General features: G+C 70.9%; 12 protein-coding genes. 4 read left to right on the top strand and 8 right to left on the bottom strand.

Annotated features, from left to right (window positions below; translation table 11 throughout):
• Positions 1-2: 2 nt before the first annotated feature.
• Positions 3-452 carry a VOC family protein gene (locus tag OG504_RS34390; protein WP_405993283.1) on the bottom strand — a complete coding sequence of 150 codons (450 nt, stop codon included), beginning with the start codon at positions 450-452 and terminating at the stop codon, positions 3-5.
• 111 nt (positions 453-563) lie between these two features.
• Here OG504_RS34390 and OG504_RS34385 point away from each other — a divergent pair, with 111 nt between their 5' ends.
• Positions 564-1,127: a CGNR zinc finger domain-containing protein gene (locus OG504_RS34385; RefSeq protein WP_405993282.1), complete on the top strand. Its 564-nt coding sequence runs from the start codon at positions 564-566 to the stop codon at positions 1,125-1,127.
• A gap of 113 nt (positions 1,128-1,240) precedes the next feature.
• Entirely contained in the window at positions 1,241-4,534 is a 3,294-nt protein-coding gene (locus tag OG504_RS34380) for a S8 family serine peptidase (protein ID WP_405993281.1), read from the top strand.
• A 62-nt stretch (positions 4,535-4,596) separates the two neighbouring features.
• On the opposite strand, the gene OG504_RS34375 is transcribed toward OG504_RS34380, so the two are convergent.
• Together OG504_RS34375 and OG504_RS34370 are read right to left on the bottom strand one after the other, a co-directional pair.
• Entirely contained in the window at positions 4,597-5,352 is a 756-nt protein-coding gene (locus OG504_RS34375; protein ID WP_405993280.1) for a hypothetical protein, read from the bottom strand.
• Between the two features lies 1 nt (position 5,353).
• Positions 5,354-5,875, bottom strand: a complete 522-nt coding sequence (locus OG504_RS34370; RefSeq protein WP_405996506.1) for a sigma-70 family RNA polymerase sigma factor — start codon at positions 5,873-5,875, stop codon at positions 5,354-5,356.
• A 314-nt stretch (positions 5,876-6,189) separates the two neighbouring features.
• Between OG504_RS34370 and OG504_RS34365 the strand changes: the two genes are divergently transcribed.
• Positions 6,190-7,206 carry an aspartate-semialdehyde dehydrogenase gene (locus OG504_RS34365; protein ID WP_405993279.1) on the top strand — a complete coding sequence of 339 codons (1,017 nt, stop codon included), beginning with the start codon at positions 6,190-6,192 and terminating at the stop codon, positions 7,204-7,206.
• 129 nt (positions 7,207-7,335) lie between these two features.
• On the opposite strand, the gene OG504_RS34360 is transcribed toward OG504_RS34365, so the two are convergent.
• Positions 7,336-7,812 (bottom strand): DUF1203 domain-containing protein, encoded by a 477-nt coding sequence (locus OG504_RS34360; RefSeq protein ID WP_405993278.1) that lies wholly within the window; start codon positions 7,810-7,812, stop codon positions 7,336-7,338.
• Positions 7,813-7,924: 112 nt separating this feature from the next.
• Between OG504_RS34360 and pepN the strand changes: the two genes are divergently transcribed.
• Positions 7,925-10,501, top strand: coding sequence for an aminopeptidase N (gene pepN / locus OG504_RS34355; RefSeq protein ID WP_405993277.1), 2,577 nt, complete (start codon positions 7,925-7,927; stop codon positions 10,499-10,501).
• Between the two features lie 34 nt (positions 10,502-10,535).
• Here pepN and OG504_RS34350 read toward each other — a convergent pair whose 3' ends face one another.
• From OG504_RS34350 to OG504_RS34335, 4 genes are all read right to left on the bottom strand, one after another.
• Entirely contained in the window at positions 10,536-11,861 is a 1,326-nt protein-coding gene (locus tag OG504_RS34350) for a M14 family zinc carboxypeptidase (RefSeq protein ID WP_405993276.1), read from the bottom strand.
• Positions 11,862-11,966: 105 nt separating this feature from the next.
• Positions 11,967-12,725, bottom strand: coding sequence for an SDR family NAD(P)-dependent oxidoreductase (locus tag OG504_RS34345; RefSeq protein ID WP_405996505.1), 759 nt, complete (start codon positions 12,723-12,725; stop codon positions 11,967-11,969).
• An 86-nt stretch (positions 12,726-12,811) separates the two neighbouring features.
• Entirely contained in the window at positions 12,812-14,056 is a 1,245-nt protein-coding gene (locus tag OG504_RS34340; RefSeq protein ID WP_405993275.1) for a sigma-70 family RNA polymerase sigma factor, read from the bottom strand.
• Complete coding sequence (locus OG504_RS34335) at positions 13,975-15,054, bottom strand: EamA family transporter (RefSeq protein ID WP_405993274.1); 1,080 nt, start codon at positions 15,052-15,054, stop codon at positions 13,975-13,977. Before OG504_RS34335 ends, OG504_RS34340 begins: the two co-directional genes overlap by 82 nt.
• Positions 15,055-15,156 lie beyond the last annotated feature (102 nt).

Here is a 15,156-nt window from a genome sequence, read left to right as displayed (position 1 = left end):
GACTAGAAGAAACCGCAGGTCGGGGCCTCGGTGTTGGGGACCGGGGCGTCCTCCGCGCCGGTCGGCACCGAGATCTCCAGGCGGGTGCCGTCCGGGTCGTGGAAGAAGATGCCGCCCGAGGCCGCGCCTTCGCGGTGGGCGACCACGCCCTCGTACGCGAACTCGGCGCCGTAGGACCTGAGCGCCTCCTCGTAGTGACGGACGCGCTCGATCGAGTCGGCCGCGAACGCGAGGTGGTGCAGGCCGGCGCGGTCGCCGGCGTACGGCCCCTGTGCCTGCTGCCAGAGGGTGAGGACGGGGCGGCCGTCGTCGCCGTCGCCCAGGAACGCGTACCGGCGGTCGTCGTCCTTGCCCTCGGTGAGGACCGCGAAGCCGAGGACGTCGCGGTAGAAGGCGAGGGAGCGGTCGAGGTCGGTGACGTTGAGGCCGATGTGGCCGAGGTGCGGGGTCATGGGAAGCCCTTCTCCGATATAACCGTTGTCGATGACTTTAGTGGTTAGGATCGGAGACGGTCAACCGGTCACGTACTCTTGACCGGTTAGATCAGAAGAGAGGCACCCGATATGCCGAAGCCCAAGTCGAAGCCGACGCCCCTCATCGAGGACCCCCGGCCGCTCATCGGCGAGCCGCTCGCGCTCGACCTGCTCAACACGTGGTGGACGCGGGACGGGGCCGTACAGGATCTGCTCGCGGTCCCGGGCGGGCTCGCCGTGTGGCTCGGGTCGAACGGGCTCGACGGGCGGTTCGCGGCCGACACGATCACCCTGACGTACGTCAACAGCACGCGCACCGCGCTGAAGCTGGCCCTGGACGACGGCCGCACGGGCGACCTCGACGTCGTACTCGGCATGGGACGCATCCGCGCCACCCTCACCGCCGACGGGCCCGGCGAGGTGCCCGAGTTCCAGGACCCCAGGTGGGGGCCCGGCTGGCTCGCCGCCCGCAGTTATCTGGAGCTGCTCTCCACCGCCCCGGACCGCATCCGGCGCTGCGCCCACGAGGCGTGCGTCCTGCGCTTCTTCGACACGTCGCGGAACGGCACCCGCCGCTGGTGCTCGATGGCGGCCTGTGGCAACCGCGCGAAGGCGTCCCGTCACTACGCACGTTCGAACCCGGGGAACGAATAGGGGGTTTTCCCCATACGTTCATAGGGTTTCGGTCAACACTTCCCAAACAACCGTCCCTTGGGTAAAGCTGTGCCCTCGTCCGGCACTGGATTCTTCACCTACAAGGGATGCCGATGACCCTCTCCCACCAGAGACGCGTGGCCCGAATATCCGTGGCCGCCGGTCTCGTCGCCGCGCTCTCCGCGGCCGGGCCGATACCCATGGCCTTCTCCGCCGACTCGCCGTCCGCCACCACTCCCGCGGACGGCACGGTCAAGTCCGCCGCCGCCAAGCTCGGTTCGGACGACGCCGATCTGCTCGCCACGGCCAAGGCCGACGGCGACAAGAACGTCACGATGATGATCGCCACCGCGCCGGGCGCGACCGAGCAGGTCGCCCAGCAGCTGGACGCGGTCAAGGGCGGCTCCGTGGGCCGCACCTACGACAAGCTCGGCTACGTCCGCGCCACCGTCCCGACCGGCAGGGCCGACTCGGCGATCGCCGCCGCCGCGAAGCTGTCCTCGGTGCAGGCCATCGACCTCCGCCAGGAGATCGCGCTCGACGATCCGACGCCGAGCGCGGACACGGCCAAGGGCGCCGACAAGGCGACGAGCAAGGCCACTTACTCCGGGCCGAGCAAGAGCACCCCTGCCGAGAACCCGTACAACCCGTCCTTCGAGACGGGCGCCGTCGACTTCGTGAAGAAGAACCCGAAGGCGGACGGCCGCGGCATCACCATCGGCATCCTCGACTCCGGCGTCGACCTCGGCCACCCGGCGCTGCAGAAGACCACCACCGGCGAGCGCAAGATCGTCGACTGGGTCACCTCGACCGACCCGATCGTCGACGGCGACCAGACCTGGCGCCCGATGGTGACGGCCGTGTCCGGCCCCAACTTCACCTACGGCGGCACGAGTTGGACGGCGCCCGCGGGGTCGTACGAGATCAGCACGTTCAAGGAGTCGTACACCACCGGCGGTGACGCGGCGGGTGACGCGAACCGTGACGGTGACACCACCGACGCGTGGGGTGTCCTGTACGACCCGGCGGCCGGCACGGTGACGGTCGACCTGAACAACAACCAGAACTTCAGCGACGACACCCCGATGAAGCCGTACAAGGACGGCTACCAGATCGGCTACTTCGGGACGGACAACCCGGCGACGGACGTCGTCGAGCGGCAGCCGTTCGTCGTGCAGATCAGCAAGGACGTTCCGATGGACCCGTACGGCGGGTCCTGGGTCGGCAAGACGGCCGACTTCGTCAACATCGGTGTCATCGAGTCCGAGCACGGCACGCACGTCGCCGGTATCACCGCGGCGAACGGCCTGTTCGGCGGCAAGATGAACGGTGAGGCGCCGGGCGCGAAGCTCGTCTCCTCGCGTGCCTGCACCTGGACCGGCGGCTGCACCAACGTGGCGCTCACCGAGGGCATGATCGACCTCGTCGCGAACCGCGGTGTCGACATCGTCAACATGTCGATCGGCGGCCTGCCGGCGCTGAACGACGGCAACAACGCGCGCGCCGAGCTGTACACGCGCCTCATCGACACCTACGGCGTGCAGCTCGTGATCTCGGCCGGCAACTCCGGTCCGGGCGCCAACACGATCGGCGACCCCGGCCTGGCCGACAAGGTGATCTCGGTCGGCGCCTCGATCTCGAAGCAGACCTGGGCGGCCAACTACGGCTCGCAGGTGTCGACTTCGTACCAGCTGCTGCCGTTCTCCTCGCGCGGTCCGCGTGAGGACGGCGGCTTCACGCCGACGCTCGTCGCGCCCGGCGCCGCGATCAACTCCACCCAGACCTGGCTGCCGGGCTCCCCGGTCGCCGAGGCGGGTTACACGCTGCCGGCCGGCTACTCGATGCTCCAGGGCACCTCGATGGCCTCCCCGCAGGCGGCGGGCGCCTCGGCGCTGCTGCTGAGCGCCGCGAAGCAGAAGCACATCGCGCTCACCCCGGCGACCCTGCGCACGGCGCTGACCTCAACCGCCGATCACATCAAGGGTGTTCAGGCGTACGAGGAGGGCGCGGGCCTCATCAACATCGTGGACGCGTGGAAGTCCATCAAGGACGGCGCCGGCGCCCACGAGTACACGGTGAAGGCTCCGGTCGACACCGCGATCGACTACGCGCTGAAGACCCCCGGCTTCGGCACGGGACTGTACGACCGCGAGGGCGGCCTCAAGGCCGGCGCGAAGAAGACGTACGACATCACCATCACGCGAACCACCGGTGCGGACAAGGCGGTTCGGCACGAGCTGCACTTCGAGAACAACGCCGGCGGCACCTTCAAGATCGTCGGCTCGGACGAGGTCAAGCTCCCGCTGAACCAGCCGGTGACGGTCAAGGTGCAGGCGGCGCCGAAGAGTTCGGGCATCAAGAGCGCGATCCTGGAGGTCGACGACCCGAAGACCGAGGGCCTCGACAAGCAGATCCTCACCACGGTCGTGGTCGCCTCGCCCGTCAACTTCACCTACTCCACGGCGAATTCGGTGCAGCGCAACAGCACCCAGTCGTACTTCGTGACCGTCCCGGCGGGCGCCAAGGCCCTTGAGGTCGCGATGAGCGGGCTGAAGGACAAGAGCCAGACGCGGTTCATCTCGATCCACCCGTACGGCGTTCCGGTCGAGGACACGGGCACCCCGTACTGCTACAACAACTACCTCGACGGCAACGGCTGCAAGCCCGACGTACGGTCGTACGCCGACCCGCAGGCCGGTGTCTGGGAGATCGAGGTCGAGGCGCGCCGCACCTCGCCGCTGCTCGACAACCCGTACAAGCTGGACGCCACCGTCCTCGGCGCGGCCTTCGACCCGGAGACCGTGACCGTGCCCGAGGCCAAGGTCGGCGTCCCGGCCACGGCTTCCTGGAAGGTGACGAACAACTACGCGGCCCTCACCGGCACGTTGAAGGGCGGCCCGCTCGGCTCCTCGCTGACCGCGCGGCCCACCATCACCGAGGGCGTCACGCAGACCACCACGGTCGACGTGCCCGCCGGCGCCACGTCCCTGGACGTCGCCATCGGCAACGTGTCGGACACGGCGGCGGACCTGGACCTGACGGTGAAGAACGCCGCCGGGACCGTCGTCGGCCAGTCCGCCGACGGCGACTCGGAGGAGTCGGTCTCCATCGCCAACCCGGCCGCCGGTACGTACACGGTCGAGGTCGTGGGCTACTCGGTGCCGTCCGGCTCGACCGCGTACGACTACCGGGACGTGTTCTTCTCCCCGGCGCTCGGCACGGTCACGGTCGACGCCTCCACCCCGGTGAAGCTCGCCACGGGCGCCTCGGCGACCGTCTCCGGCAGCGTCACCGCCCTGGCCCCGGCCCCCGAGGGACGCGAGTTCTTCGGCCAGGTCCAGCTGGTCAACGCCCGCGGCACGGTCGCGGGGCTGGGCAGCGTGAAGATCGAGAAGGTCACGTCGTAGCCCTGACAGGGATACGGCGGTGAGGGGGCGGGCGTCCGTGCGGGCGCCCGCCCCTCTCGCGTTCAGTCGGCGGGGCAGGTGGTGGTGCGGGAGCCGGGCAGGGCCTTGAGGATCCAGGCGCGGTTCACGGCGACGCGGGTGTCGCCGACGGCCCAGAGACTCGCGTTCTGCTGGCCCCGGCCGACCTCAACCAGCACGTGCTGGCCCTTGCGCGGCTTCGGGTCCGCTCCGCCGTCGAGGAGGAAGGACACCTGGGAGGGGCCCTTGGCGGGCTTGTAGGAGCGGATCACGGTCAGCACGATCCGGCTCCAGGGATCGTCCAGGTGCGTCTCCACCTCGGCCACCGTGCCCTCGACGACGAGCCGGTCGCAGGCCAGCGCTTCCTCCGGGTCGGACGGCGGCAGGCCGTCCCCGGACATCTTGGCGGGGGCATCGGACTTGCTCTGGGCGGACGAGGAGTCGGCGCTGGCGCCGCCGTTGTGGGCGCCGAGCCAGGCGAGCCCGGTGACCATCCCGGCGATCACGGCCGTGGCGAGCGTGCCGTAGGCGAGGACGCGCAGGGCGGGACGGCGGCGTCGGGCCGGGCGGGCCCTGGTCACGGGTTCCGGTGCCGGGGGTGCCGACAGTGCCTCCCCGATGATCCCCAACTGCTCGCGCAGCAACGCCACTTCGGCGGTGGCGACCCGGTGCTCGGCCATGAACCCGGCGTCCGCGCGGGCCGCTTCCGGCAGCGGCTCGTCCAGGATCGCGGCCATCAGCGCGTCCATGCCGCCGTACTCGTCGCCGTCGTACTCGTTCTCGTCCCGTTCGGCGGTCACGTCACACCACCTCGTCCTCGTGCAGGCGGTCGCGCAGGGCGCGGACCGCGGAGTGCAGCCGGCTCTTGACCGTGCCTTCCGGGATGCCGAGTTCCTCGGCGATCCCGCGCACGGGCAGGTCGGCGAAGAAGCGCAGGACGAGGACCTGGCGGTGCTGGTCGGGCAGTTCGTCCAGGCCCTGTGCCACCGCCAGGGACAGGACGCTCGTGTCCTCGCCGGAGGGGTGCTCCAGCTGGCGCAGGGAGGCCAGCCGCTCCCCCACCCGCTCCTGGCGGCGCTTGGCGCGGTGCCAGTCCATGGCGAGGTTCGAGGCGACGACCGCCGCCCACGCCGAGACGTCGCGCGGCGCCTCGTCGCCCTTCGCCGCGCGCTCCAGCAGCCGCAGCCGTACCTGCTGGACGCCGTCCGGCAGATCCGCCTGCGGCACCCCGCCGAGCGCGAGCACCGCCCGTACCCGGCGTTCCTGGGCCGCGTCCAGAGGATCGTCGTCCTCCTGGACCCGGCGGGCCATTCTGCGCAGCACAAGCCACCCCCTCACCGCGTTTCCTCTACGACGCGGGAGGGGGCGGAAACGTTCGGCCGGGCGAGGAGGAGTTTTCCGCGGCGGCGGGCGGAGGCGTGGATCACACCGGCGGGCGGGACGGCTTGCGGTCCGGGGCCGGTGCGGGGCGGATTTCTCGCAGCGCGCGGAGCCGTCGCCGCAGGATCGGGCCGGGGGCGGTCCAGTGGCGCGTCCCACTCCTCGGGCCGGGCGGTGAAAGGATTGGACACGCGGGCACGGGTGAGACGCATCATGGAAGCGCTGGACCACGTAGAACGCACGCAAAGGGAGTCGCCGTGAAGGTCGGAATCGTCGGAGCCACCGGTCAGGTCGGCACGGTCATGCGCAGGATCCTCGTGGAGCGGAACTTTCCGGTCACCGAGCTGCGTCTGTTCGCCTCGGCCCGTTCGGCGGGGACGGTCCTGGACGGCGTGACGGTGGAGGACGCGGCGACCGCGGACTACTCCGGGCTGGACATCGTGCTGTTCTCGGCGGGCGGCGCGACGTCGAAGGCGCTGGCCGAGAAGGTCGCCTCGCAGGGTGCTGTCGTCATCGACAACTCCTCCGCCTGGCGCAAGGACCCGCAGGTCCCGCTGGTCGTCTCGGAAGTGAACCCGCACGCGATCGTCGACCGGCCCAAGGGCATCATCGCCAACCCGAACTGCACGACGATGGCCGCGATGCCGGTGCTGAAGCCGTTGCACGCGGAGGCGGGTCTTGAGGCGCTGGTCGTCGCCACGTACCAGGCGGTGTCCGGTTCCGGGCTCTCCGGTGTGGCCGAGCTGCACGGGCAGGCGCTGAAGGTCGTAGCCGACGCGGACAAGCTGACCCACGACGGTTCGGCGGTCGACTTCCCCGAGCCGCAGGTCTACAAGCGGCCCATCGCCTTCAACGTGCTGCCCCTCGCCGGTTCGATCGTCGACGACGGCCTGCACGAGACCGACGAGGAGCAGAAGCTCCGCAGCGAGTCCCGCAAGATCCTGGAGATCCCCGAGCTGAAGGTCTCCGGCACCTGCGTCCGCGTCCCGGTCTTCTCGGGCCACTCCCTCCAGGTCAACGCCCGTTTCGCCCGGCCCCTCTCGGTCGAGCGCGCGACGGAGCTGCTCGGCGGCGCCCCGGGCGTCGCCCTGACCGACATCCCGACCCCCCTCCAGGCAGCCGGCCAGGACCCGTCCTACGTCGGCCGCATCCGCGCCGACGAGACGGTCGAGCACGGGCTCGCGCTGTTCATCTCCAACGACAACCTCCGCAAGGGCGCTGCGCTGAACGCGGTCCAGATCGCGGAACTGGTGGCGGCGGAACTGAACGGCTGACGGGCTCACTTCGCCCCCGCCGCCCCTACCCGCCCCATCCTTCTGGGGCTCCGCCCCAGACCCCGCTCCTCAAACGCCGGAGGGGCTGAGGTTTTGCCGGCCGGAACTTTCAAGCGCCGGCCGCACCCCTCAGCCCGTCCGGCGTACCTCGTAGAAGAAGCAGCCGTACTCCACCGCCCGGACGTGGACGAGAACCACGGACGGATCGGCGAACGCCCGGGCGAAGGCGTCGTCGTCGAGGGTGTCGACCAGCTCGCCGCCCAGGATGTGGCCCTCGGCCGAGTAGCGCCGGACCGTGCGGTGCGACCCCGCGAAGGGATACCCGGACCCCGCCGCGGGCCCCCCGCACTCCTCCGCGTGGATGAACACCGGCCCCTGCTCGTCGTACGCCCCGGGCTCGGCGCCCGTTTCCGCAGCCCAGCGCCGCAGCGGGGCGTACGAGACCAGGGCGACCCGCTCGCCGGGCTCGCTGCGGCGCAGGCAGCAGCGGAGCGGAGCGCCGCCCTCCTCATCCAGGAAGGGAACCATTCCGCGCCCCGCATCGTCAGCAGAGCGCAGCTCCTTCAGGGCCGTCGGGTCGATGGGTCGTGCCGTGTTCGTCGTCATGTCCCCAGGCTCGCGCTCGTTCGCCCCGCTCACCGGCGGGAACCGGACATCGCGCTTCCCGCAGGTCCCGTGGAAGGATGGCGCAACCCACACATAACGAGGAGATGACCGCGTGCCTGGCACAAACCTGACTCGCGAAGAGGCGCGGCAGCGGGCAACGCTGCTCACCGTTGACTCGTACGAGATCGATCTCGACCTCTCCGGCGCGCAGGAGGGCGGGACCTACAGGTCCGCGACGACGGTGCGCTTCGACGTGACGGAGGGCGGCGCCGAGTCCTTCATCGACCTGGTCGCCCCGGCCGTCCACGAGGTGACGCTGAACGGTGACCCGCTCGAGCCCGACGAGGTCTTCAAGGACTCGCGGATCGCACTCGCCGGGTTGCTGGAGGGGCCCAATGTCCTCCGGGTCGTCGCCGACTGCGCTTACACCAACACCGGTGAGGGACTGCACCGGTTCGTCGACCCCGTCGACCAACAGGCTTATCTCTACACCCAGTTCGAGGTGCCGGACGCTCGGCGGGTCTTCGCCTCCTTCGAGCAGCCCGACCTCAAGGCCACCTTCCAGTTCACGGTGAAGGCGCCGAACGGCTGGACCGTCATCTCCAACTCCCCGACGCCCGAACCCCGGGACGACACCTGGGTGTTCGAGCCGACGCCGCGTATCTCGACGTACATCACCGCCCTGATCGTCGGGCCGTACCACAGCGTCCACAGCGTGTACGAGAAGGACGGGCAGAGCGTGCCGCTGGGCATCTACTGCCGGCCCTCGCTCGCCGAGTTCCTCGACTCGGACGCCATCTTCGAGGTCACGCGGCAGGGATTCGACTGGTTCCAGGAGAAGTTCGCCTACCAGTACCCCTTCAAGAAGTACGACCAGCTGTTCGTCCCGGAGTTCAACGCGGGCGCGATGGAGAACGCCGGTGCCGTCACCATCCGGGACCAGTACGTGTTCCGGTCGAAGGTGACCGACGCCGCGTACGAGGTGCGGGCCTCCACGATCCTGCACGAGCTGGCCCACATGTGGTTCGGCGACCTCGTGACCATGGAGTGGTGGAACGACCTGTGGCTGAACGAGTCGTTCGCCACCTACGCCGAGGCCGCCTGCCAGGCGTACGCCCCCCAGTCGCGCTGGCCGCACTCCTGGACGACCTTCGCCAACTCCATGAAGACGTGGGCCTACCGGCAGGACCAACTGCCCTCCACCCACCCGATCATGGCCGAGATCAACGACCTCGACGACGTGCTCGTCAACTTCGACGGCATCACGTACGCCAAGGGCGCGAGCGTCCTGAAGCAGCTCGTCGCGTACGTCGGCATGGACGAGTTCTTCGCGGGCGTGCAGGCCTACTTCAAGCGGCACGCATACGGCAACACCCGGCTCTCCGACCTCCTCGGCGCGCTGGAGGAGACCTCCGGGCGTGACCTGAAGACCTGGTCGAAGCTGTGGCTGGAGACGGCCGGCATCAACATCCTGCGTCCGGAGATCGAGACCGACGCCGACGGCGTCATCACCGCCTTCGCGATCCGGCAGCAGGCCCCGGCGCTCCCCGAGGGCGCCAAGGGCGAGCCCACCCTCCGCCCGCACCGCATCGCCGTCGGCCTGTACGAACTCGACGAGAACACCGGCAAGTTGGTGCGCGACGAGCGCGTCGAGCTGGACGTTGACGGCGAACTCACCGCCGTACCGCAGCTGGTGGGCAAGCGTCGCCCGGACGTCGTCCTGCTCAACGACGACGACCTGTCGTACGCGAAGGTCCGCCTCGACGAGCAGTCCCTCGCGTTCGTCACCGAGCACCTCGGCGACTTCGAGTCCTCGCTGCCCCGCGCCCTGTGCTGGGCCTCGGCCTGGGACATGACGCGGGACGGCGAACTCGCCACCCGTGACTACCTGTCGCTCGTCCTGTCGGGCATCGGCAAGGAGTCCGACATCGGCGTCGTGCAGTCCCTCCAGCGGCAGGTGAAGCTGGCGATCGAGCTGTACGCCGACCCGGCCGCCCGCGAGACCCTGCTCGCCCGGTGGACGGACGCCACGCTGGCGCACCTTCGCTCCGCCGAGGCGGGCAGCGACCACCAGCTGGCGTGGGCGCGGGCATTCGCCGCAACGGCCCGCACCCCGGAGCAACTCGACCTGCTGGACGCCCTGTTGGAGGGCACCCAGACGATCGAGGGCCTGGCCGTCGACACGGAGCTGCGCTGGTCGTTCGTCGAGCGCCTCGCGTCCGTGGGCCGGTTCGACGAGTCGGAGATCGCCGGCGAGTACGAGCGGGACAAGACGGCCGCCGGTGAGCGTCACGCCGCGACCGCCCGTGCCGCCCGTCCGACCGAGGAGGCGAAGGCAGAGGCCTGGGCACAGGTCGTCGAGTCCGACAAGCTCCCCAACGCCCTGCAGGAAGCGGTGATTTCGGGCTTCGTCCAGACGGACCAGCGCGAACTGCTGGCGCCGTACACGGAGAAGTACTTCGCCGCCGTCAAGGAGGCCTGGGACACCCGGTCGCACGAGATCGCCCAGCAGATCGCGGTCGGCCTCTACCCGTCGATCCAGGTCTCCCAGGACACCCTGGACCGTACGGACGCCTGGCTGACGGCCGCCGAGCCCAACGCGGCCCTGCGCCGCCTGGTCTCGGAGTCCCGCTCGGGCGTGGAGCGCGCGCTCAAGGCACAGGCCGCGGACGCGGCCGCCGACCACTAGGCAGGGCCGCACGGAGGGCGGGTGACCGACCGGGTCACCCGCCCTCCGTGTGCCCACCCTCCGTACGCCCGCCCTCCGCGCACAGCAGACGGGCGGTGTCGAGCATCGTCCTCAGATGCAGCCCGGTCTGCACGGCCACCGGCACCCATTGCGGGTCGTAGGACTTCCGCAGTTCCTGGCACCACTCGTGCACCAGGTTCCGGAGGGTCTCGGCGGCGTCGGGGTCGGTGCGGGCGAGGGCGCGGCGCAGCATGGCCGCCGCCCGCAGCGGGACCCGGCGGGCGGAGACACCCAGGGTCGCGAAGTGGCCCTCGTGCGCGGGCAGTTCCTCGGCGGCCCAGGTGCCGGCGATGGACGGCGAGACGTCGACCAGTTCCAGCCCCGCGTCCCGCAGCGGTCTCAGCTCCTCGGGCACATCGTCGAGCGCCCGCCCGTCGAGTACGGCCGTGAGCTGCCGGGTCCGGTCGAGGAGCAGCTCGCTCACCCGCGCGGTCTCCCCGGCCGGGTCGGCGGCGGGTCTCGGGTCGCCCGTCGCGGCGACGGCCCAGGCGGGCGCCTCGACGAGGGCGGTGAGGGTGCCGTAGCGCCGGGGATGGAGCCAGGTGCTCTCGGCGACGAAGCCGCTCTGGTCGCGTTCGCCCGTGCCCCGGTCCGACGGCAGCACCAGGACGCCGGGCGGTTCCGGGCGCCAGTCGAGGCCGTCGAGGGGGTGATGGACGAGGGGGACGCGCAGCCGGGCCGCGGTGTGCCGGAAGGCCTCGGCGACACCCGGGACGTCCTCGGTCAGCATGACGAAGCCGCCGCCGAACTCAATGCCGTGCAGGGTGAATTGGGCGGCGGGCCGCAGCTCGTCGAGCAGCCGCACCAGCGCCGCGGACTCGGGCAGCGGCTGCCGCCCCTCGCCCCGGGCCGGCATCGACTCGGGCTGGCAGGCGAACTCGGGCCGGTAGAAGGAGCGGTGGCACTCCTCCAGGGACGGCTCCGGTTCCTCCGGCTGCCAACCCTGCGCGAGATGTGCCCCGTCCGGGTCGAGGCAGAGCAGGAAGTGCCAGGTGCAGCCGAGGAGTTGGAGATATCGCGGCCGGCGCGCGAAGAGCCGAGCCAGGCGGAGTGCGGAGGCCCCGCCCACGGGTTCGTTGGCGTGCGCGCCCGCGACGGTCAGGAACTGCCGGTCCCCGGACCCGGCCGACAGCAGCCACAACGGACGCCCGGCCCGGCTCTCCCCCACGGCACGCAGCCGCAGCACCCCGGGCGCCAGGGCGACCAACGCGCGGGCCTGCCGCTCCAGTTCGTCGACACCGGGATACCTCGCGGCCGGGAAGAGCGGTGCCCGCACGCCGGCCCTCCCTTTCGTCGTCACGCCAACTCCCCTTGCCCGTAGGGCTGTTGAATTCCTCATGGGAGCTCCAGGAGTACGGCGTGTCAAGAGGGACCCCGGGGACGGACGGCCCCGTCCAGGCCGTCCTCAGCCCGGGAACATCCCGCCCGTGACGTTCACGAACGTGCCCGTGATGCTCGCCGCGTGGTCCGAGGCGAGGAACACGGCGGTCGCGGTGATCTCCGCGAGGGTGGGGTTGCGGCGGGTCATGCGCAGGCTCGACAGGTGGTCGAGGATGCCCTGGATCGCCGCCTCGTTGAGGTCGGGGTTGACCTTGCCGAGCTTCTCGACGGTGAGGGTCTCGGGGATCCCGGCGGCCCACAGTCCCACGGCGCGCACCCCGCGCGGGCCCAGCTCCATCGCCAGGTTGCGCACGAGGCTGTCGGTCGCCGCGTCGGCGGGACCGGTGCCGCCCATCATCGGACTGCCGTGCGCGGAACCGCTGTTGAGGGTGAGGACGACACCGCTGCCCCGCTCGGCCATCCGGCGGGCGGCGGCGCGGGCGGTGATGAAGTTGGCGCGGGTGCCGTTGATCACCGGCGCGAGGAAGGCGTCGACGGGCATGTCGGTGATCGGCAGCCCTTGGACGTCACCGCGCGAGACGAGGTTGAAGGACACGTCGATGTCGCCGACACGGGCGAGGTGTTCCTCCACCGCCGTCTCGTCGAGGGCGTCGACGACAGCGACCTCGGCGTCCTTGATGTCACTCGCCACGGCCTCCAGCGTCTCCCGGGTACGTCCCACGAGGTGGACGCGGGCCCCCTCGGCGGCGAAGGCGCGGGCGACCGCACCGCCGATCGAGCCTCCGGCGCCGTAGACGACCGCGGTCCTGTCGGTGAGCAGCATGGTGAACTCCTTGCGGGTCGTGTGTCGTTCGAGTCGGCCGTACAGACGCACGCGGGGCCCGCCACTCATCGGTCACCCCTCGTCGGTCACAGGCGCAGGGGCAGTCCGAAGGCCGGGAACAGGTGCGGCTCGAAGGACGTGATCTCCACGATCCGGTCGTCGGCGCCGAAGCGGAGCACGTCGAGGACCTGGGCGCGGTAGACCGTCGTACCGGGTCGGCGGACGTAACCCCCGGCCGCCAGTTGGCCGTTGGCGCGGGCGGGCAGGTGGCGCCAATGGCCGAGGAACATGGGCGAGTTGGCGTCGAGGCTCACGCTCAGGAACTCCAGGAGCGCGTCGCGGCCGGTGAACCAGAACGGGTTCGGCGGCATGGTGAGGGTGACGTCCTCGCTGAGCAGGGCGGCGACCTCGGACAGGTCGAGGCGCTCGGCGGCGGCCATGTACCGCTTGACCAGGGTGCGTTGGTGCTCGGTGGGCTCGGAAGTCGTCCAGTCCGCACGGGGGCCGGGCAGGCGGTCGCGCAGGGTGGGGCGGGCGCGTTGCAGCGCGCTGTTGACCGAGGCCACGGTCATGCCGAGCGCCTCGCCGGTCTCCACGGCTGTCAGCCCGAGCACGTCACGCAGTACCAACACCGCGCGCTGGCGCGGCGGGAGATGCTGCACGGCGGCCAGAAAGACCAGTTCGAGGGTCTCGCGGGAGACCGCGGCGGCCTCCGGCTGCTCCTCGGCGGAGGGCAACTCGTCGTCGGGGTAGGGCTGTAGCCACGTGATGCGGGCGGGCGGCTCGCCGCCGCCGTGGTTCATGCCGGGCAACGGTTCGTAGCGCTTGGGGCGACGGGCCGTACGGCGCTGGAAGTCCAGGCAGGCGTTGGTGGCGATGCGGTACAGCCAGGTACGGGCACCGGCCCGCCCCTCGAAGGTGTCCCGGGCCCGCCAGGCCCGCAGGAACGTCTCCTGCACCAGGTCCTCGGCGTCGTCGTACGACCCGGTCATGCGATAGCAGTGGACCTGGATCTCACGGCGGTGGGACTCGACGAGGGCGGCGAAGTCCCCTTCGTCGAGCGGGACTTCCGCAGGGGGTGAGGCTTCCGTGACGGGTACGTGCGTGACGGATTCCTGAGCGGTGTCCCGCGCCGTGCGCGCCACCCGTCTCAACCGCGCGACGGACGACGACAGTTCCGTCACGCCGGAGTAGAAGACGGAGGGCGGCTGCGGCACCAGCTGCTCCACCTGCCGGCCGATCTCCTTGATCAGCCCGTCGACTCCGACCTCGCCGCCACCGCCCTGCCGCTCCCGGTAGGCCTTCTGCCGGCAGGCGGCGGAACAGTACACGGAACGCCGGCCGGTACGGCCCGCCCGCGCGGTGAGCGGCTTGCCACAACTGGGGCAGGACTCCTCGGCCACGAGCGCCTCCGGCGTTGCGTCACGGTGTTCCCGCGTGACGCTACCCCCCGAACGGGAACAGGAGGCGTCCGCGGACCGATCTGCCCGAACACCGTCGCCCCGAACGCCAGCGCCATCCCCGCCACCTGCACCGCCGTGAGCGCCTGCCCCAGCGCCGCCCAGCCGACGACGGCCGCGGTCAGCGGGGAGAGCGGGCCGAGGAGGGTGACCTGGGTCGCGGAGAGCCGGCCGATGCCGCGGAACCAGAGCCAGTACGCGATCGCCGTGTTGGCCAGCGCGAGGTACAGGTAACCGCCGACCGCGCGGCCGTCGAGCGCGGGCGGCGCCCCCTCGACCAGGAAGGCGACGGGGGCTATCAGCAGCCCGCCCGCGGTGAGCTGCCAGCCGGTGAGGGCGAGCGGGCCGACGCCGTCGGGGCGGCCCCACCGCTTGGTCAGGACGGTGCCGGTGGACATCGAGGCGGTGGACGCGAGGGCCGCGAGCACGCCGACCGGGTCGAGCGCTCCGGCCGCCTTCAGTACGACGAGACTGACACCGAAGGCCGCGACGGCACCGGTGAGCACGCTCCGGGCCGTGGGCCGCTGCCCGAGCAGCACCGCCGAGAGGCCTACGACGATCAGCGGCCCGACCGATCCGACGACCGCCGCCATGCCACCGGGGAGCCGGTAGGCCGACAGGAACAGCAGCGGGAAGAAGGCGCCGATGTTCAGTGCGCCGAGCACCGCCGACTTCCACCACCAGGCGCCGCGCGGCAGCACCCGGGCTAGCGCGAGGAGCACAAGACCGGCGGGGAGGGCACGCATCAGGCCGGTGAAGAGGGGGCGGTCGGGCGGGAGGAACTGGGTGGTGACGGCGTAGGTGGTGCCCCAGGAGACGGGGGCGAGGGCGGTGAGGAGTATGAGGGCGGGGCGGCTGGTGGTCGGCATGGACGCACCCTTCAGGTAGGTCACTGGTAACTAGCTTAGCCTCAAGTTAGTTACCGTCAAGCCACTAACTGACGATCCGCTGACCATTGATCCACTTTCTTG

The sequence above is a fragment of the Streptomyces sp. NBC_00986 genome (genome assembly GCF_045162565.1).
Taxonomy (GTDB): Bacteria; Actinomycetota; Actinomycetes; order Streptomycetales; family Streptomycetaceae; genus Streptomyces.
Note: the sequence above shows the minus strand (reverse complement) of the source record. Positions and strands in the feature narration are given on the sequence as shown.